A 19,493-nucleotide genomic window follows, 5' to 3' on the forward strand; every position below is an offset into this window, starting at 1 on the left:
ACCGACGGGCCGTCATCCGAACTCTCCGCGATCCGCGACTTCCTGGACCGGATGGGTATGCCCGTGCAGATCCACAGCCCCGAATCGCTTGCGGGCCGGGCTCTACTCGCGTCGGTCGAAGGCAAGGCCGAGTTTCCGATCCTCTCCCGTGCCGGACGCCCACCACTGTCGCGGCCGACTCTCGCGCAGGTGGCCGAATCGGTCTACGGTTCGGCGGACAGCATCCCCCGACGGCACCGTCTCCGACGTTGTGGTGCTGGGCGCAGGGCCGGCGGGCCTGGCCGCTGCCGTGTACGGCGCATCCGAGGGCCTGTCCACCACAGTGCTCGAATCCGGCGCGATCGGTGGTCAGGCCGGAACCAGCTCGATGATCAAGAACTACCTCGGCTTCCCCAGGGGCATCTCCGGCATGCGACTGGCCCAGCGAGCCCGCATCCAGGCGAGCCGGTTCGGGGCCCAGTTCTTCAGTGGTCGCGGCGCCACGAGCATCGAGGTCGGTACCGACCATCACCACGTCCGGGTGGATGACGCCAAGATCTGTGCCCGCACCATCGTGATCGCGACCGGCGTGGCGTACCGCCGATTTGGGGTGCGTGGCATCGAAGATCTCGTCGGCGCCGGGGTCTACTACGGCGCAGCCACCAGCGCGGCCCGCGAGATGACCGGCAAACACGTCGTGGTGGTCGGTGGCGGCAACTCGGCGGGCCAGGCGGCCATGCACCTGTCACGTTTCGCCGATGCGGTCACCATCGCCGTACGGCGTGACGGTCTCGCAGAAACCATGTCGGACTACCTGATTCGTGAGATCCAGGCCAACCCACGGATCACCGTACGCGGGTACACCGAGGTGATCGACGGCGGCGGCGACGGCCACCTGGAATGGCTCACGCTGTGCGACAACAGAACCCGCACACCCGAACGGGTCGAGGCCGCAGGACTGTTCCTGCTGCTCGGCGCCGCCCCCACCTGCGACTGGATCCCCGCGCAGGTCGCCCGCGACGACCACGGCTTCCTGCTGACCGGACGGTCAGTACCGAAAGAGCTCTGGGTGGACGGCGTGCCCCCGGCATTCCTCGAGACCAGCGTCCCCGGGATCTTCGCGGTCGGCGACGTTCGCAGCGGATCCATGAAGCGCGTGGCCTCGGCCAGCGGCGAAGGAGCGTCGTCGGTGCCGCTTGTGCACGACAGGTTGTCGCAACTACGGCTGGCCAACCTGCCGCCCAGTCACTGATCAGTCGATCGAGTACACCCGGCGGGCATTGTCGCGAAACGCCTTGCGCAGCAGGTCTTCCCCGTAGGGGGCGAGCACGTCGAGCTGGGTGCCGACGATGGTTGCCATCGAGGCGTTCGGCTTGTCGGCCGGGAAATTGGACCCGAACATGAGGCGATCCGGGCCGAACACCGACACCGCATGTTCGAGAAGCGGTCCGGTCATGTTCGTCAGTGTCTGCTGGGTGCCGATGTTGCCCGAACGCTGGTGTCCGTAACCGAGCAACGGGAAAGCAATACCCGACAGCTTGGCGATCACGTTGCGGCACTGGGCAACCGCGCTGATGTCCTCACGCCACGCACGCATCAGCTCGTGACGTTGGGCGGCCGTGTGACCGGTGCTCTGGCCCATCGGCCCGAACAGACCCACCGGGGTGCCCAGATGGTTCAGCACGATGGTGGTGTCCGGGTACTCGCGTGCCAGCGTCCGTACATCGCGCAGCTGATGGGAGTACACCCACGCCTCGAAGATCAGCTTGCGGTCGGCGAGGGCGCCGAACCCTTCGAGGAAATCCGCCGACGCGAACACCCCGTCGGTGTCGGCCCAGCTGCGCACCTTGGGGTCGGGATGCCATGCCGCCATGCACCGGATCCCGCGGACCAGCTCACTGATCTCCAGATGCATGTCCAGCAGCTGCCCGAACTCAGGGCTGCGCGGATCGCCTCTGGCGATCACCGCACCGAGCTCCGGAGCACCTTCCTGGCCGAACGGCAGGCTGGTGACCCAGCGTGTCTCGGCAGCGGCAGCCATCGGATCGTCCGTGCGCCAGTCGGCCTGCATGTGCACCACGGACTCCACCGGAACACCGGTCAGCGGCACCACCTTGGCGGCGTCGGCGTAGTAATGCTTGGGCAGATACGGCCGGGTGACGAACTTGGGGTCGAGCACGAGTTCGCGGTCGCGCTGGGCAACGGCGTACCGGAAGATGGCCTTGCCCAGTACCGGCGCCGCCCGGTAGATGCGGGTGCGTTTCGCTGCCTCACGCGGGGTCCGAAGCGGATCCCACTGGTGAATGTGCGTGTCGATGACACCGGGGACGATCCCCAGCAGTGCCCCACCGGACAAACGCGTATCCCCTTCGGATCGCGCAGAGTCCTCTGCCCGTCCTTTTGCCATGGAATGACTGTACCCAGCGTTGTACGCACACCGATCGCAAGTTCGCGACCGAATGCGACAATCCATTCCTGCGCGGAACGCGAGACAATAAAATACGGTCTGTCGCGGAAGTATCTATGCTGACAGGCGTTGTTCGCAGCGCGATGAGGGAAGGCCGACGCGGCGTGGGTACCCATACACGGCATGTGCTCTTGCAGGTGCGCGATGTGCTGGGACAAGATGCCGACCGGTTCACCGCGAACTTCTATCTGCGCCTGTTCGCGATGAACCCCGAGCTGCGAGACCTCTTCCCGGCGAACATGGCCCATCAGCGAGCGACCCTGTTCCGGGTCATCGACTACGTACTCGAAACGGTCCCCGACAGCAGCAGCCATCCCCATCTGCTGGACTTCCTCGGGCAGCTCGGCCGCGACCACCGCAAGTTCGGGGTCACCGAGGAGCACTACCAGCAATTCCTCGTGGCGCTGACCCGTGAGATCGCTGCGACGATGGGCCCCCAATGGGACGAGGAGTACGCGAATGTGGTGTCACAGGCGCTGATGCTCACCACGGGGGTGATGCGGGGCGCCGCACATTCGGCGAAGGGTCCTGCCACCTGGCAGGCGACGGTCGCCGAGAAGTACCGGTTGTCCCGCGACCTGGCCATCGTGCGGCTGCTCAGCCGTACACCGCTGACCTACTCGGCCGGCCAGTACCTCGAAGTGCAGATACCCCAATGGCCGCGGATATGGCGCCATCTCTCGCCGTCCATCCCCGCCAACCCCGCCGGTGAGCTGGAGTTCCACGTCCGAGCGGTTCCGGGCGGCTCGGTGAGCAACTCGATAGTCACCGAAACCCAGGTCGGCGACGTGTGGACGTTCGCGCAGAATCACGGGACCCTGCACCTGATGCCCGACCGCGACGTGTTGATGATCGCGGGCGGAACCGGGCTCGCACCCCTGCGGGCGATGATCATCGAACTCGCACGGCGGGTCGATGCGCCGCGTGTGCACCTGTTCTACGGTGCGCGGTACCCGGCCGATCTCTACGATCTGTCGTTCTTGTGGCAGATCGCGGCGACCAACCCGTGGCTCACCATCACCACCGTGGTGGAGGACGAGACCGATCCCTGGTGGAGCACCCCGAGCGAGCACGATCAGACCATCGAACTGGAGCGAGTGCAGGGCCAACTCGCCGACGCAGTACTCGGCTACGACCGCGACTGGACCGATCATCAAGTGCTGCTCGCCGGTTCACCGGAGATGCTGGCCACCACCCGGAGACGGTTGCTCATCGCGGGCATCCGAGCGAGCTTGATGCAGCACGACCCGGTCTAGGGCTGAGGCGGCCCGCCACCCGGGATATTCGCGTCGGACGGTGAGCTTGGAACGCTCACCGAACCCGACGGGTCTGTCGGAGGATCCGGATCCGGCTCCTCACTACTCTCTTCTGGCGGCTCAGATGTCGTAGTGGTTGTCACCACAGGCGGCGGGGTCTGGGTCACGGTGATCGGCGGCGGCGCCTGGGTGATGGTGGTCGGCGGCGCCGGTGGCGGAGCCGGGATCGTCCGAGTGCTGCTCGCGGGCACCGAGATCGTCGGAGACGAGATGCGCGAGAGCCCCTTCGACGTGGTCACAGGGGTGGTGGTACTGGTGCTCGAGAACTTGGCGGTGACGGAGTTGTCGTCGCTCACGGTCTCGGGATTGTTGCTGCCACCGGTCATCACGACCGCGATGATCACCCCGACGGCCAGCAGCAGCGCGGCACCGGCGCTCGCCGAGAGCAGCACCCATCGGTTGTTGTCGCGACTGTGCCCGACCGCGGCGGCGGCGACCATGGCCGCGCCGCCGGCGGCCGCGTATTGAGGATCGTCGACCAGCTGCACGGGCAGTTGCAGGGCGTATTCGAGCGACGGCGCGACGCCGGGAACCTGAGCGCCAGGGCCCACCACCACAACTCCGTGGACGGCGTTGCTGGGGTTCGGGATGACCGCGATCGCGTCGGCGAGGGTCTGCGCGCCCTCGGGTTCGGTGACCGGGAGCCGTTCGCCGAATCCTGACACCGCACTGGCCCCCACGACCGTGCGGGCCGAGGTGTCGATGAGTGCGACGGACTGGCCGGTGAACAGGGCTCCGGTGGTGTCGAGGTCGGCAACCACCACAACACCGCGCGAACCGAACTGGGTGGTCGCGAGCTCGGCGAACGCGAGTGGGGTCCCGACCACGGTCGTGCGCGCGAACCACGCAGGTTTGATCGGCGCGGCCGAGGAGTCGGCTGCCGGGTTCGGCGGCAGGATGAAGTCCGGCACGACCTTCGCGGCGAGGATGTCATCGATCGCCAACTGCATTCCGCTGTCGGAGCATGCGATGGTGATCGCCGATGGCGTGATGGGTGCTGACTCGACCAACTGATAGATCGCGTCGAATGCGATCTCAGGAGAAGGGCCCGTCAACTCCACGAAGTTGCGGGCCAAGACCTCACCGGTGCCGGAATCGGCGACCACCGAGGCGATCTCCAGGTCGGTGATCGAAATCCCGAGTACCTGGCTCATACCTGAGTATCGCTCTCATCGAAGGCGCTGTTACCGAAACTCACGAAATGCGAGGCGGAATGGACCCCTGCCGATACCGTGCTCATCTGTCGCCGCGCTCGCGGCGCGGCTTCCACACGACCAACGCGCTGGTTCGCGGCATCGGGACGAGCTCGCCGCGACTGCTCGCGCGATGGGCGGCGACCTCTGCCTCCAGTTCACGGATCCGGCTCTGCAGCGCGTCGACCTGGTTGGTCAACTCGATCACGCGCTTGATGCCGGCCAGGTTCACACCCTCGTCCTGCGACAGTCGCTGCACCTCGCGGAGCAGCTCGACGTCGCGGCTGGAATACCGCCGCCCGCCACCCGCCGCGCGCTGGGGGGTGACGAGCCCGAGACGGTCGTAGGTGCGCAGTGTCTGCGCGTGCATGCCGGCCAGTTCGGCGGCCACCGAGATCACGAACATCCGCGCCGATTGATCGGCGGATTCACGTTCTTCACGGCGGGAGCTCATCACTTACCCCAATTCGCACGCGGGTCGAACCCGCTGGCCTTTTCTGCCGCGGCGTACTTGCCAAGAGCTTCGATGGCCGCGTCGTCGAGGTTCGGCGGCACTGCAACCTTCACGGTCACCAACAGATCGCCGGCGCCGCCTGCGCGTTTGGCGACACCGCGGCCGCGAACCCGCAGGGTGCGTCCGTCGACGGTGTTCGGCGGGATCTTCAACCCGACACTGCCGTCGAGTGTCGGTACCGACACCGTGGTGCCGAGGACCAGTTCGGCGAAGGTCACCGGGAGGGTCACCTTCACGTCGTCGCCGCTGCGGGTGAACGTGCGGTCGGGTGACACGTGGACGCTGACGTACAGGTCGCCCGACGGTGCTCCGCGCAGGCCCGCTTCGCCCTGCCCGGCCAGCCGGATCCTGCCGCCGTCGGACACACCGGGCGGGATGCGCACGGTGATCGGGCGGGTACGGACCGTGGCGCCGTCGCCCTCGCACACCGGGCACGGATCGTCGATCTTGGATCCGGTGCCGCGGCAGTCCGAACACGGTTCGCTGAATCCGAATGCGCCCTGGTTGCGGCTGACGACGCCGGCGCCGTTGCAGGTGGGGCACACCCGCGGACTGGTGCCGGGCTTCGCGCCACTGCCATGACAGTTCGTGCACGGCGCCGAACTGGTGATGGTGATGGTTTTCGAGGTACCCAGCGCTGCTTCTTTGAAGGTCAGCGTGGTCTCGGTTTCCAGGTCGTTGCCGCGACGGCTGCGCGTCTGGGTGCCACGGGGGGTGGCGGTGCGGTTGAACAGGCCACCGAACAGGTCGCTGAATCCGCCTGCGCCGCCGGCCGGTCCGCCCGCCGCGTCACCGAACAGATCGTTGAGGTTGAACTCCTGACCTCCGGCCGTGGTGCCGTAGCCGCCGGGGAATCCGGCAGCACCACCGCGACCGCGCGCGCCGGCGAACATCCGCCGGGTGTCGTCGTACTCCTTGCGCTTGGCAGGGTCGGACAGCACGCTGTGCGCCTCGGAAACCAGCTTGAAGCGTTCTTCGGCAGCCGGGTCGTTCGGGTTCGCATCGGGATGCAGTTCGCGCGCCAGCTTGCGGTAGGCCCGCTTGATGTCGTCGGCGGACGCATCGGATGCAACGCCCAGCGCTTTGTAGAAGTCCTGTTCGAGCCACTCACGTTGAGGAGCCACCAGGCGTCACCTCCTTCTCTTTCTCAAATCTCGTTGTGTGCAAAAAGTCTTGGTAGCGATCCCGGCCCAGGCGCGGTGCGCCTGGGCCGGAATGCTCATTCTTCGTTGGTCTGACCCGCAGGGGTCTGTACTGCCGGTTCCGGACCGTCGACCACCACGACCATGGCGGTGCGCAGTACCCGGTCGCCGAGCCGGAAACCTTGCCGGTACACCGTTCCGATCACCGGGTTCGATCCCTGACCTTCATGTTGCACCGCTTCGTGCAGCGCCGGGTCGAACTCGTCGCCCTCGGCCCCGAACGAGGCGAGACCGGCCGCGGTGAGTGTCTCGGTGATCTTATCGGCCACCGCACGCAGCGGGCCCGCTTCGAGGTCACCGTGCGCACGTGCGCGGTCCAGGTCGTCGAGGACGGGCAGCAGCGACTTGATGAGATCACCCTTGCCGTACTGCTGCGCGCTGACCTTCTCGCGCTCGGCGCGACGCCGATAGTTGGCGTACTCCGCGTGCACACGCTGCAGGTCGGCGAGCAACTCGGACTCCTTGTCCGAGCCCGCGACATCGGCGACCGCGTCGTCGATGGCCGCATCCACCGTGTCATCCGATTCCGGAGTGGGTGCCGCGTCTGCGCCGTCTACGGGCGCATCCGCGGCATCCGTGGCCGGAGGAGCTTCCTCCGTGGCGGTCACCGGATCGGATTCCGGACCGGTCACTTGGTTTCTCCGGCGTTGCTGTCAGCACCTTCGTCCACGACCTCGGCGTCGACGACATCGTCGGCCCCGCCGGCAGCGGCAGCTCCGTCACCTTCGGCAGCGGCGTTGGCGTAGATCGCCTGACCGAGCTCCTGGGAATCGGTGGTCAGCTTCTCGACAGCCGACTTCACGGCGCCGAGGTCGCTGCCCTTGAGAGCCTCACGCACGCCCTCGATCGAGCCTTCGACCTTGGTCTTGAGCTCGGCCGGGACCTTGTCGTCGGACTCCTTGAGGAACTTCTCGGTCTGGTTGACCAGCGACTCCGCCTGGTTGCGGGTCTCGGCCTCTTCGCGACGCTTCCGGTCTTCGTCGGCGTGCGCTTCGGCGTCCTTGATCATCCGATCAATCTCGTCCTTGGACAGGCCGGAGCCGTCCTGGATCCGGATGGTGTTCTCCTTGCCGGTGCCCTTGTCCTTGGCGGTGACGTGCACGATGCCGTTGGCGTCGATGTCGAAGGTCACCTCGATCTGCGGGACACCCTGCGGTGCAGGTGCGATACCGGCCAGCTCGAACGAACCGAGCAGCTTGTTGTGCGAGGCGATCTCACGCTCACCCTGATACACCTGGATCTGCACCGACGGCTGATTGTCCTCTGCCGTGGTGTAGGTCTCCGACCGCTTGGTCGGGATGGTGGTGTTGCGCTCGATCAGCTTGTGCATCACGCCGCCCTTGGTCTCGATACCGAGGGAGAGCGGGGTGACGTCGAGGAGCAGGACGTCCTTGACCTCACCGCGGAGCACACCGGCCTGCAGTGCGGCACCGACGGCCACGACCTCGTCCGGGTTGACACCCTTGTTGGGCTCGCGGCCTCCTGTCAGTTCACGCACCAGGTCGCTGACGGCGGGCATACGGGTGGAGCCACCGACGAGCACGACGTGGTCGATGTCGCCGACGGCGATGCCAGCGTCCTTGACCACGGCCTGGAACGGCGCACGGGTGCGCTCGAGCAGGTCGTTGGTGATTTTCTGGAACTCACTGCGGGTGAGCTGCTCGTCGAGGAACAGCGGGTTCTTGTCCGCGTCGACCGTGATGTAGGGCAGGTTGATCGAGGTGCTCTGTCCCGAGGACAGTTCGATCTTCGCCTTCTCGGCGGCCTCACGCAGACGCTGCAGGGCCATCTTGTCCTTGGTCAGGTCGATGCCGTTCTGCGCCTTGAACTTGTCGACGAGCCAGTCGACGACACGCTGATCCCAGTCGTCACCACCGAGGTGGTTGTCACCGGAGGTCGCCCGGACCTCGACGACACCGTCGCCGATCTCCAGCAGCGAGACGTCGAACGTACCGCCACCGAGGTCGAACACCAGGATGGTCTGTTCCTTCTCGCCCTTGTCCAGGCCGTACGCCAATGCGGCGGCGGTGGGCTCGTTGACGATGCGGAGCACGTTGAGGCCGGCGATCTGGCCGGCTTCCTTGGTGGCCTGACGCTGGGCGTCGTTGAAGTACGCCGGGACGGTGATGACCGCGTCGACGACCTCGTCGCCCAGGTAGCTCTCGGCGTCGCGCTTGAGCTTCATCAGCGTGCGAGCGCTGATCTCCTGTGGCGTGTAGTTCTTGTCGTCGATGGACGTGGTCCAGTCCTCGCCCATGTGGCGCTTGACCGAACGGATGGTGCGGTCGACGTTGGTGACTGCCTGGTTCTTGGCCGGCTGTCCGACCAGAACCTCGCCGTTGCGGGCGAATGCAACCACCGACGGGGTGGTGCGGGCGCCCTCGGCGTTGGCGATAACGGTGGGTTCGCCACCTTCGAGCACAGAGACCACCGAGTTGGTGGTGCCCAGGTCGATTCCAACAGCACGAGCCATTTGTTGCCTCCTATAAGCAGTGCGGCGCAACCGTGCGCGCACAATTTGTTCACGTTTGTGGTCTGTGACGACCTCTTCTTGGGGTCCGAAACCTCAGCGCGATCGACTCAACTGTTACCGGTCGATGCCATTCACGTCAAACCGGGTTGAGTCTTCGCGGCTCAGGTCTCTCGAGAGGTGTAACGGACCAAGTGCACAAACTGTTCCCGAATATCTCAAATAGTTGAGTCGAATCGACTCAACGTGGGCCATTGCCTCCGGAAGTTGACGGTTGGGGCGGCAGGCTCGTTACGCTCAGACCGTGACACCGCCCGATCCGATTCCTCCGCGCCCCCGTCCGGCCCGTCCCGAGATCCGGATCGAACCGCTGCACGATCCGATCCCTGACGAGCGGCCCCGGGTTCTCGACATCGCGGCGGTGATCTGGCTGCTCACGCTGGTCGCCCTGGTGGTGACGGCCGCGATGGTGGGCTTCGACCACGCCGACGTGCGCGCCGAACTGACCCGGTCTCTCGCCGAGGACAACCTGTCGGCGACCCCGGAGGAACTCGCCGACACCGTGAAGATCGCGATGATCGCCAGTGGTGTGGTGGCGTTCCTCGTGTTGGCATGCGGCCTGTTCGGGATTCTCCGGCTGCGTGACCGCGTGCCGTCGAGCCGGAGCCTCCTCGCGACCATCGGTGTGGTCGCGGCGATCGGGGCGGTCGCGTTCTGGACGGTCATCGACCCTGCCCGCGACGTCCTCGGCGCCGCGGCCGGATGGCTGCCGCTCGCAGTTGCGGCAGGAGCAGCCGTCGCCACCGCGCTGCTGTTCGCCCCCGCGACCAGCCGATGGCTCAAGGCCGCGCCGATTCGTCGTTGAAGGCCGGGTTCGCTGAAACCGGGCTAGCGCTCGTCGATCGTGGTGGTGATCAGTGTCATCGCAGGCTTCTTCGGGGTGGAACCGAAGCCGAAACGAACCGGTGGGTCGACGTCGGTCAATCCGCCGAGGTCGTTGCCCTGCCACCCCGCCACCACCGACTCGATACGTCGCTGACCCCGCGCGCCGTAATACTCACGGCGACCTCCGCCTGCTGAGCCACGGGTTCGCACACCGTGCAGGAACACCCGGGCGATCGGGTCGCTGACGGCGCAGAACCACGGCGCGGTGACCACGGCACGCGGCATCAGTGACAGCAGCCGCCCGAGCAGGGTCGGCGCGCCGACAACAAATGACAACTCCAGATCGCCCGCCCGGACCGACACCCGCGAGCCGTCCGATTCGTAGGTCACGTCGGCGATCACGCTGCGGTCGAAATGGTAAGTGGCGGTGACGAAGTCCCGCACCTCATCACTCGGTGCGACGAGCAGCCGCTCACCGTCGGCGAACTCGACCATGACGTCGGCGAAGTCACCCAGATGTGATGTCGGCCAGTGCCCGACCACGATACGGACGCCCGCCGTGGTACCGATCCCGGAGATGTCGCCGTCGAAACGCAGGCGCGTCACGGTGTCGTCACTGCGAATCGAGCTCGGCGAGAATACCTTCGGCACTGCGGGCGGCGACCGTGCACGCCACTGCCGTCGGCCTATCGAACAGCGGATGGGCGGCACGGGTGCGCCAGCGCCGGACCGCTTCCATCGCGGCCTTGCGATGCAGATCGACGCTGTCGTCGGGTGCGATACCGAGCCGGGCCCAGGGTTCGATGCCGGAGCCACCGATGATGCGTTGCAGGTCATCGCGGTCCTGGGGTGGCAACTGGATTCCCCCGGTGCGCAGTTTGCCGAGCAACCGCAGCTCGGCGAACCCGTGAACATCGGCCAGCATACGCGCCGTCGCCTTGCGCAGCTCTTCGGTCTCAGCCGAATCATAGTGCGCAAGAATGCGTTCCAGGGCGATCAGGGCGGTGTGGGTCTTGAGCTGATCGGCGCGCTGCCCGAACTGCACATCGATGATCTGCCGGAGTTCGGTGAGGCCGCTGCGGTCGACCAGTTCGGTTGCCAGAGTTGGCGAGTCGGGCGTCCCGAGCCGGATCAGGGTGACGGCCATCCGGATGCCGTACATACCGAAGCGGTCGAGCAACTCCGCACGCAGACCGGGCTCGACGGGCAGCGGGGTCTCGGGCCGGACAAATCGGTCGGTCGAGAGCATCGCCAGCGCGAGTTCCTCGGGCGCAACGGCAGCCAGAGCGACGAACGCCGAGTACTCGACCTGCCGCAGGGTGCGCGCGCCGAGAGCCAGCAGGCCCGCGACCGGCACCACAGCCTGACAGAGGCCGGTGCGTTCGAGCTCGGTGGCGAACCGCGCCGCAACCTGTTTGGCCGACATCATCGCGTCCACCCGGCCCGCGCCGACCTCGTCGGCCCGCGACACCACACCGACCACACCCAGTGGCCCGGACTCACCGCCGATGGACTCCCCGATCCTGCCGAGGAAGGCGGTGTCGGTACTGGTGAGCGTGCGCAGCAGATAGACCACCGCGTCCGCGCCCGACTCGCCGTCCTCGGGGGTGAGCATGTCGACGGTCAGTGCGGATACATCCCGCGACAGCGACGCCGTCCCCGGGGTGTCGATGATGGTCATCGACCGCAGTGCTCTGGCCGGCCACTCGACGTCGAGGCGGTCGACGCGGTCGGCGGTCAGATCACCGAAGTCGAAGGTGAGGTGGCCATTTCGGCGTAACACGGGGATCCCGGCTGATCGCTCGCCGTCGTACCGGGCCGTGACCTTGGGGTTGACTCCGCGCCGGTACCAGGTGACCACGCGGGTGCACTCGGTGGCGTCGGTCGGTGCGATGTCCTGGCCGACCATCGCGTTGAGCAGGGTCGACTTGCCCGCCTTCAACGACCCCGCGATGGCGATGCGCAACGGTTCGTCGAGTCGGTCGGAACAGTCGGCCAGCCGGGCAGCGGCCCAGCGGTCACCTCCGCACACCTTCTCGGCAGCGTCGAGCAGCTCACGGGCGCGGTCGAGGGTACTCACTCCACGGCCCGATCCGCCGATGCTGATCTGACCGCCGGGGTTGCCGCAGCGCCCCCCGTGGCCTCGATGGCCGGATCCAGCTGCAACGCCACCTTACGCAGCGCCGCAACAGCTTTGAGCTCCTGCTCGAGTTCGGCGGTCCGGGTTCGCTGTTCGGAGCCGGCCATCGCCGCGGCCTCTTGGGCCGCCTGCAGCGAGTCACCTATCGACCGCGCCGACTGCTCGGCGACCTGGGTGAAATGGTCACGCAACGTCCGCTGGATGTGGCGAAGCCGATCCTTGGATTCCTTGCCGACCTGGAAGCTGACGTCGTCGGTGAACTTGCGGATGGAGGCCTTGGCCTTGTTCCGCCGTTCGTTGGTGCGCGCCTCCTTGTCGTCCTTGTATGCCTTGGTTCCCAGCAGGAGTCCGGCCCCGACCGAGATCGGGTTGATCAACGCGAGCCCGGCGAAGGTGCCGATGAGGCCGAACATCAGGACACCTCCGTAGGAGCCCTTCATCCCGATCAGCACCTTCTGGGTGATCCCGACCTTTCCGGACTCGAGATCGGAGAGTTCGGTGACCGGATCGAAGATCCCGTCGATGTCGGAGATGTCGAGGCGCGGCAGGTTGGCCTCGGCGGTCTCGGCGAAGTGCTCAGCCACCCGTTCGGCGAGCCACACCGCCCGCTCGTGCGCCCACACGAAGTTGTCGCCGACGGCCACCGCGATCTGGTCCTCGAGCCATTCGGTGAGCTGCGGCCAGTCCTTGCCCGGATCACCTTCGTCGACGGCCTGTTCGGCCTCGCGGGTGATGGCGCGCAACCGGTCTCGCAGATCGTGGTCGATGTCGGCGGCGAGGTCCGTGATGCCGTCGGCGAGGGTCTGCTGCCACAGCGACGACCGCTTCTGCATGTCCTCGGCGGCAGTTTTGGCTCGGGTGAGTTCAGCGACCGCGGCAGCGGCCGTCTCGGGACTGCGCATCGCCGCGAGCTCACTGCCCAGGGTGAGGGCCAGATGCTCGGACACCGAACGCAGGTCCAGGGCCACTGATTCGCGAGTCGAGTGGTCGGCCCGGGCGACCACCCGCTCCCGGAGGAATCGGTACACCTCCACGAACCCGGCCTCGACATTGAGCGAGTCGTCGCCGAGACGCAGTGCGTGCGAACGCAGCATCGACGACACCGGCAGCAGCTGGACGTCGAGTCCCTCGCGCTCGAGGTGTGCCCGGTCGGCATCGACGATCTGACGCCAGTGGGGATACAGGTCGGTTTTGGTGATCAGGCAGGCGACGGTCGGGCACAGCGTCATCACCTGGCGAAGAAACGAGATCTCGGGCTCGGTGAACTCCTGGCTTGCGTCGGACACCACAAAAACCGCGTCTGCGGATGGGATCAGCCCGAGAGTGCTTGCGGCATGCGGGTTCCCGTGTCCACCGACGCCGGGGGTGTCGACAAGCACCAGGCCGTCGGCCAGCAGCGGGCTGGGGACGTTGACCTCGAGCCGGGTGATGTCGCGTCCCTCGGCCAGCGGGTGGTCGGGGGTCACGGAGGTGAGCTGGCCCATCGGCAACGGGGTGCGAACTGGGTCACTGCCCGGTTGTGCGAGAACAAGTTCGGCGGACGGCTGCTGGCCGTTCTGCACGAGAGTGGGCACGGCGGTGGTCTCGTCGTCGCCGACCGAACACACCTCGACGTTCAGCAGGGAATTGACGAACTGGCTCTTGCCCTGCTTGAGCGGCCCCACCACCACGATCCGTACGCGCGGATCGGTGACCCGGGTGCGGGCTCCCTCTAGCCGGTCGACCAGGTCCTGCCGTCCCGACTTGGCAGCGATCTGACCCATCCGGCCCAACAGCTCGCCCAGCCGGCCCGGCTGAGCGCCTTCGGGTGCACCGTCGGCGGGTGTGGCCGACGATCCGGCGATGCTCTTCATGCTGAGGCGCTTTTCATCGGTCATCCGGTCTGCTGGTCGTCGAAATGATGAAGGGTCTACCGAGAACACAACCACATCGGTCCCGCACACGTAACCGTGTGCGGGACCGATGGTGTTACAGGGTCAGCGACAACACCCCTCGTTCACGTTGTCGAGTTCGGGTCTTGTCCGTCAGTCGTCGAGGGCGCCGCCCGCGTCGACCTGTCCGCCTCCGTCGGTGGTGGTGTCGGCGTCGGCTCCGCCGAGCAGTCCGCCCGTCAGTCCGCTGTCGCCGGTGAGCGCCCCGGTGAGTCCGGTGTCACCGGTGCCGAATGCGTTGTCGGCGTCGATGTCCGACCAGCCGCCTGCGTTTCCGCCGACCACTCCGGTGGTGGTGTCGGCCACTCCGCCGGTTACGCCGCCGACCACATCTCCGGTCACCTCGGCCGGTCCGGTACCCGCGTCCGCAGTGAGATCCAGCGGTGCGGGAGCACCGACGCCGCCGCCGAGTCCGGCCACGCCGTCGAGAGCGTTCTCGAGCTCACCGGTGGCCCCTCCGGTCAGCACGGACTCGACGCCGCCGCCCAGTCCCAGACCGCCTGCGGCGTCACCGCCGACCACACCGCCGATGGCACCACCCGCATCGAGGTCGCCGCCCGCAGCACCGCCGACCGCGCCGACCAGACCGGCATCGATGTCGGTGGCCGCACCCAGCAGCGCGTTCGCCGAGGTGTCGGCATCGGCGATCAATCCGCCGCCTGCGGCGACAACACCGCCGACTGCGGTTTCCACACCGCCGCCCACGATGGCGCCGGTGCCGAGTCCTCCGGCGATGCCCGCGTCCCCGGCAGCTTCGAGGCCACCGACCAGCGCAGCGGCAGCGGCGAGTCCACCGGCCGCGCCGGCATCAAGGGCTCCGTCGATTCCGCCGACCAGGGCGCCGCCTGCGCCCAGTGCGGTGCCGATCCCGGCACCGACTTCCGTCTCCACGAGTCCGCCGAGGTCGGCTGCAACCAGACCGGCTGCGCCGAGCGCGGTGCCGAGGACTGCGCCGAACTCGCCGGCGAGGCCACCGTCGATGTCGAGGGCGCCGTCCAGGACCACACCCAGGGCACCACCGAGGTCGAGGCCACCTTCGAGCAGTCCGGCCAGTTCACCGGCCAACGCACCTTCCAGTGCTCCGCCGATCGTTGCTCCGAGGGTCGCTCCCACTGTGGCGGCCAGCGCGCCACCGGCGGCGAGCGCAGCAGCCACCTCGGCACCGAGATCGGTGTCGAGAACCGCGTCGAGGCCCAGGGCCGCGGTCAGACCGGCAACGAGTTCGGCGCCCAGACCGGCGTCGAGGTCGCCGACCGCACCGATCACAGCGCCGAGAACGCCACCGAACTCCGCACCGAGTTCGCCACCGACGGCCAGGACTCCGCCGAGTGCCGCAGCGAGTTCGGTGGCCAGGCCGCCTGCCAGCAGTGCGGTGAGGTCGGCCCCGATCACGCCGCCTGCGGCGAGTGCGGCTTCGAGAACGCCACCGAAGACGCCGGCGATCTCCGCGGCTCCGTCCAGTCCGAACGCGCCGCCCACGATTGCGCCGAGCGCGAGCCCGAGGTCGAGGCCGCCGGCCAGCAGCCCGGCGAGCTGTGCGCCGAAGTCGGCGTCGTGCAATCCACCGATCGCACCGCCGAGGGCAAGACCCAGTCCGGCGGCGACTTCGCCTCCGGCTGCCAGCACACCCGACAGCGCGGTGCCGAGGGCAAGACCGAGGTCGGCTCCGCCTGCGAGCAAAGCGGCGAGGTCGAGGTCGCCGAAGGCGCCGAGGGCGGCTTCGAACGCTCCGGTCAGGCCGGCGGCGAGACCGCCGCCGAGTCCGAACACCCCGGCGAGGGCCGCGGCCAGTGCGCCGTCGACATCCAGGAGGGCTTCGAGATCTGCGGCGCCGGCCAGTTCGAGCGCGGCGCCGAGGACACCACCGAGCGCGAGACCGAACTCACCTGCCAGGTCACCACCGGCCGCCAATACGGCAACAAGGGCGCCCTGGAGGGTCGCGGTGAGTCCGCCGGCGAGCAGTGCGGTCAGGTCGGCTGCCAGCAGGCCGCCGGCTCCGAAGGCCGCGGCCAGCGCAGCTCCGAAACCGGCCGCGATGTCGGCGACAGCGCCCAGTCCGAGAGCTCCTTCGAGGATCGCGCCGAGTGCGAGTCCCAGGTCAAGGCCACCGGCCAGCAGACCGGCCAGCTGGGCCCCGAAGTCTGCTTCGAGAAGTCCGCCGAGCACACCACCGAGGGCAAGGCCCAGTCCGGCAGCGATCTCCCCGCCGACTGCGAGCACACCGGCGAGAGCGGTTCCGAGCGCCAGGCCCAGTTCGGCACCGCCGGCGAGCAGCGCAGCGAGGTCGACCGCGCCGAATGCGCCGAGGGCGGCATCAAGAGCCCCGGCCAGTACGGCGGTCAGACCGCCGCCGAGTCCGAGGACACCGGCGAGCGCAGCAGCCAGGGCACCGTCGACGGCAAGGAGGGCCTCGAGATCGAGGACACCGGCCAGTTCGACTGCGGCACCGAGCAGTGCGCCGAAGGCCAATCCGAACTCTCCGGCGAGATCACCCCCGACGGCGAGGGCCGCGGCCAGTGCACCCTGCAGGGTCGCCGTCAGGCGCCGGCGAGGGCCAGCAGCAGGTTCGCATCGAGCAGTCCGGCGAGTGCACCGGTGAGCGCGCCGGTGACGTCGAGGACACCGGCGAGGACTGCACCGAACTGCGCGGCCAGACCGGCACCGAGGCCGAGACGCCGGTGAGCGCCGCACCCAGGGCCAGTCCGGCATCGAGACCGGCCGCGAGTGCGGCGGCCAGGTTCGCCGCGAGGGCACCACCGAGACCGATCGCGCCGCCGATCACCGCACCGAAGGCCGCACCGATGCCGGCGGCAAGGGCGCCACCGAGTTCGAGCGCCGCGGTGAGAGCGCCACCGATGACGGTGGCGAAGCCGAGTGCTGCGTCGAGGTCGAGGCCACCGACCACGGCCAGAGCGGCGTTGATCGCTGCGGCCAGGCCTGCGGTCAATTCACCGGTGACGCCGAGTCCGGCGCCGAGGACAGCTGCCACGGTTGCGCCGATGTCCAGTACGCCGTCGAGGTCGAAGATCGCCCCGAGGCCACCGCTGAGGTCCAGGATGCCGCCGACGATGGCGCCGATGGCCGCGCCGAGACCGGCAGCGATCTCACCGCCGACCGCCACACCACCGGCGAGTGCCGCCGCCAGCACCACCGCGAGCTGCCCGGCGAAGTCCAGGTCACCGAAGTTGATCCCGCCGAGGTCGAGACCTCCCAGATCAATGAGTCCGAGATCGATGTTCCCCAGGTCGATCGATCCGAAGTCGAAGTTGCCGAAGTTCCCGAAGTTGATGCTTCCGAAGTCGATGTTCCCGAACTCGAAGCCACCGAGGTCGATGTCACCGAAGTTCACGTCGCCGAAGTCGATGTTCCCGAGCTGCAGACCGCCGACGGCGAGGCCGCCACCGATCGCGCCGACGTTGATCGCTCCGATGCCCCCACCGCCATTGCCGGCATTGATGATGTTGGTCAACCGCGACCCACCCGCGAACAATCCGGATTCGGCAACCATCGGTGCCGCGGCGACGATGTCGGCGTGGCAGAGCTCGGGCAGGCCGGCCGCGTTCAGCGCGCCTGCGGGTTCAGGCAGTAGGCGTTGGCGGCTTTCTCGTCGCGGAGGAGGCCGAGGATGAAATCGAGTACTGCGTTGCTGGGCATGGCGTTCTCCTGTTGCCGGGCGGATCCAGGTGGGTCCGCTGAGATTGTCTCCACGCTATGAGTCTGCGAACCCGGCCCAACGGGCCAACGCCCCCTTCGTCGCTGATGGGGGCGTTAGGGGAAGCCCCCCGGTGCATTAGGGGGTCTAGGGGATCGACCCCGCACATCCGCGACCACCCGCCGAACCGGTAACACCATCCCTACCTGCGGCGACATCATGGGAGATGGGCATCACAGGGTGAGTCGATGCCGTAGGCGCACCAGAGGAGTCGGCAGACCATGACCACATCGCTCGGTTTGAAGATCGGCAGCACCACCTGTGTTGCAGTGCCCGGTACCGACGGTGGCCTCGGTGCTGCTGTCGTGCGCGGCCCGATTCTCGAGTTGGCGCCCGACGCCTCGCCCGAGCTCGTCGACCGGCCGGGGCCGTACCGGGTCGGCGGTTTCACCGAGCGGGTGGGTGATCCCGTTGCCCTGGTGACCGACGACGGTCGCCAGTACACCGGTGAGGACCTATACGCCGCTGCGATGGCCGCTCTCGCCGCCGACGCCGGTGCCTGGGATGCCGACGCGATCGTGCTCGCCTGCCCGAACGAATGGCAGGACTACACCGTCGAGGCCCTGCGCGCGGCCGCGGCCCGGCAGGACATGCCGGAGGTGACCGTGGTTTCCGAGGCGATCGCCGCGGTTGCCGCGCTCGCCGAACACAAGGGTCAGCTCGACGGCGTCACCGTGGTGTACGACCTGGGTGGTTCATCACTCGATGTGGCGGTGGTGCGCACCGGGGCCGACCCGGTGGTCATCGGCCGCCCTCTGAAGTCCGAAGAGATCAGCGGCGCCCAGTTCGACCATCTCGTTCTCGGTCATGTGCTCGAATCGGTGGGCGCCACGGACGCGATCGACCCGTTCGATGCGGCGACGATGGAGGGCCTGGCCGAACTCCGGGTCCGCTGCGCGGCGGCCCGCGAGGCGTTGTCCTCGGACACCGAAACCGTTGTCTCCATCGATCTTCCGGGAATCCGCACCGAGGCGAGGCTCGTCCGGTCCGAGCTCGAAGACCTGCTGCGGGCACCCCTCGCGAGCTCGATGGCCCTGGTGATCGAGGCTCTACAGCTCGCCGACATCGAGCTGGGCGCGGTCTCCACGATCCTGCTCACCGGTGGCGGTTCGGCCACCCCTCTCGTGAGTGAATTGGCGTCGTCGATGCTGCGTATCCCGGTCGCGGTCAACAACGACCCGGCGACCACCACCGCCACCGGGGCCGCGCTCATCGCCCACACCGCGGCGAAGGCGGCCGCGGCGGCGTCGGTCGCGGTCGTGCCGGCGCATGCATCGGCTTCTGATGAAGTCGTTCCCGCCGGCGCGCACGCACTCACCCCGGCTCCCCGCACCGTCAAGGTCGAGCCCGCCTCGATGTCGCGGGGCAAGCGCACCGCCATAGTGGTCGGAGTCGCCGCAGCGATCGCTCTCCTCACCGCCGGAGGCCTGTCGGTGGGCACTGCCCTGACCGACGACGAAGGGCCCAAGCCTGCCGCCGCAGAGTCGTCCGTGACGAGTTCACCGACCGCTTCCTCGACTGCGCCCGACGGCTCGCCCGCCGGGTCCTCGACCGACACGAATGGCGGAACCGGCAGCAGGACCCCGGGCACGGTCACCACCGGCGCCGACGGACGGCCGACAACGGTGGCACCCAGAGGCGGTACGGCTGCCCCCGCCCCCGCCGCGCCGGGTGCCCCGACCGC

General features: G+C 68.0%; 15 protein-coding genes. 4 read left to right on the top strand and 11 right to left on the bottom strand.

Annotated features, from left to right (window positions below; translation table 11 throughout):
* Window positions 1-289 precede the first annotated feature (289 nt).
* Window positions 290-1,231, top strand: coding sequence for an NAD(P)/FAD-dependent oxidoreductase (locus W823_RS59580; protein WP_369792607.1), 942 nt, complete (start codon window positions 290-292; stop codon window positions 1,229-1,231).
* Here W823_RS59580 and W823_RS41605 read toward each other — a convergent pair whose 3' ends face one another.
* Entirely contained in the window at window positions 1,232-2,386 is a 1,155-nt protein-coding gene (locus W823_RS41605) for an amidohydrolase (protein ID WP_081729729.1), read from the bottom strand. It lies immediately after the preceding gene.
* A gap of 164 nt (window positions 2,387-2,550) precedes the next feature.
* Between W823_RS41605 and W823_RS41610 the strand changes: the two genes are divergently transcribed.
* Entirely contained in the window at window positions 2,551-3,702 is a 1,152-nt protein-coding gene (locus tag W823_RS41610) for an FAD-binding oxidoreductase (protein WP_023957650.1), read from the top strand.
* On the opposite strand, the gene W823_RS0128930 is transcribed toward W823_RS41610, so the two are convergent.
* From W823_RS0128930 to dnaK, 5 genes are all read right to left on the bottom strand, one after another.
* Window positions 3,699-4,916 carry a hypothetical protein gene (locus W823_RS0128930; RefSeq protein WP_023957652.1) on the bottom strand — a complete coding sequence of 406 codons (1,218 nt, stop codon included), beginning with the start codon at window positions 4,914-4,916 and terminating at the stop codon, window positions 3,699-3,701. The two genes, W823_RS41610 and W823_RS0128930, sit on opposite strands and share 4 nt — an antisense overlap.
* 82 nt (window positions 4,917-4,998) lie before the next feature.
* On the bottom strand, window positions 4,999-5,409 hold the full coding sequence (locus tag W823_RS41615; RefSeq protein ID WP_023957654.1) for a heat shock protein transcriptional repressor HspR: 411 nt from the start codon (window positions 5,407-5,409) through the stop codon (window positions 4,999-5,001).
* Entirely contained in the window at window positions 5,409-6,593 is a 1,185-nt protein-coding gene (gene dnaJ, locus W823_RS41620; RefSeq protein WP_023957656.1) for a molecular chaperone DnaJ, read from the bottom strand. The genes W823_RS41615 and dnaJ overlap by 1 nt, the downstream gene beginning before the upstream one ends.
* A 95-nt stretch (window positions 6,594-6,688) precedes the next feature.
* Complete coding sequence (gene grpE, locus W823_RS41625) at window positions 6,689-7,303, bottom strand: nucleotide exchange factor GrpE (RefSeq protein WP_023957658.1); 615 nt, start codon at window positions 7,301-7,303, stop codon at window positions 6,689-6,691.
* The gene (gene dnaK, locus W823_RS41630) at window positions 7,300-9,144 is read right to left on the bottom strand and encodes a molecular chaperone DnaK (RefSeq protein ID WP_023957660.1); all 1,845 of its coding nucleotides are present in this window, start codon (window positions 9,142-9,144) and stop codon (window positions 7,300-7,302) included. Before dnaK ends, grpE begins: the two co-directional genes overlap by 4 nt.
* Before the next feature lie 301 nt (window positions 9,145-9,445).
* Between dnaK and W823_RS41635 the strand changes: the two genes are divergently transcribed.
* Window positions 9,446-10,006 (top strand): hypothetical protein, encoded by a 561-nt coding sequence (locus W823_RS41635; RefSeq protein ID WP_023957662.1) that lies wholly within the window; start codon window positions 9,446-9,448, stop codon window positions 10,004-10,006.
* A gap of 23 nt (window positions 10,007-10,029) precedes the next feature.
* Here the strand turns inward: W823_RS41635 and W823_RS41640 are convergent, their stop codons facing one another.
* From W823_RS41640 to W823_RS56530, 5 genes are all read right to left on the bottom strand, one after another.
* Entirely contained in the window at window positions 10,030-10,632 is a 603-nt protein-coding gene (locus W823_RS41640; protein ID WP_031332125.1) for a hypothetical protein, read from the bottom strand.
* A 7-nt stretch (window positions 10,633-10,639) separates the two neighbouring features.
* Complete coding sequence (locus tag W823_RS41645) at window positions 10,640-12,106, bottom strand: dynamin family protein (RefSeq protein WP_023957666.1); 1,467 nt, start codon at window positions 12,104-12,106, stop codon at window positions 10,640-10,642.
* The gene (locus W823_RS41650) at window positions 12,103-14,043 is read right to left on the bottom strand and encodes a dynamin family protein (RefSeq protein WP_023957668.1); all 1,941 of its coding nucleotides are present in this window, start codon (window positions 14,041-14,043) and stop codon (window positions 12,103-12,105) included. The genes W823_RS41645 and W823_RS41650 overlap by 4 nt, the downstream gene beginning before the upstream one ends.
* Window positions 14,044-14,190: 147 nt before the next feature.
* On the bottom strand, window positions 14,191-16,566 hold the full coding sequence (locus tag W823_RS41655) for a hypothetical protein (protein WP_051406480.1): 2,376 nt from the start codon (window positions 16,564-16,566) through the stop codon (window positions 14,191-14,193).
* 19 nt (window positions 16,567-16,585) lie between these two features.
* Entirely contained in the window at window positions 16,586-17,605 is a 1,020-nt protein-coding gene (locus tag W823_RS56530; RefSeq protein WP_051406481.1) for a hypothetical protein, read from the bottom strand.
* Window positions 17,606-18,030: 425 nt separating this feature from the next.
* Between W823_RS56530 and W823_RS41660 the strand changes: the two genes are divergently transcribed.
* Window positions 18,031-19,493, top strand: a 1,463-nt coding sequence (locus W823_RS41660) for an Hsp70 family protein (protein ID WP_023957673.1), incomplete at its 3' end; no start/stop codon positions are given.

Source organism: Williamsia sp. D3, assembly GCF_000506245.1.
GTDB lineage: Bacteria > Actinomycetota > Actinomycetes > Mycobacteriales > Mycobacteriaceae > Williamsia > Williamsia muralis.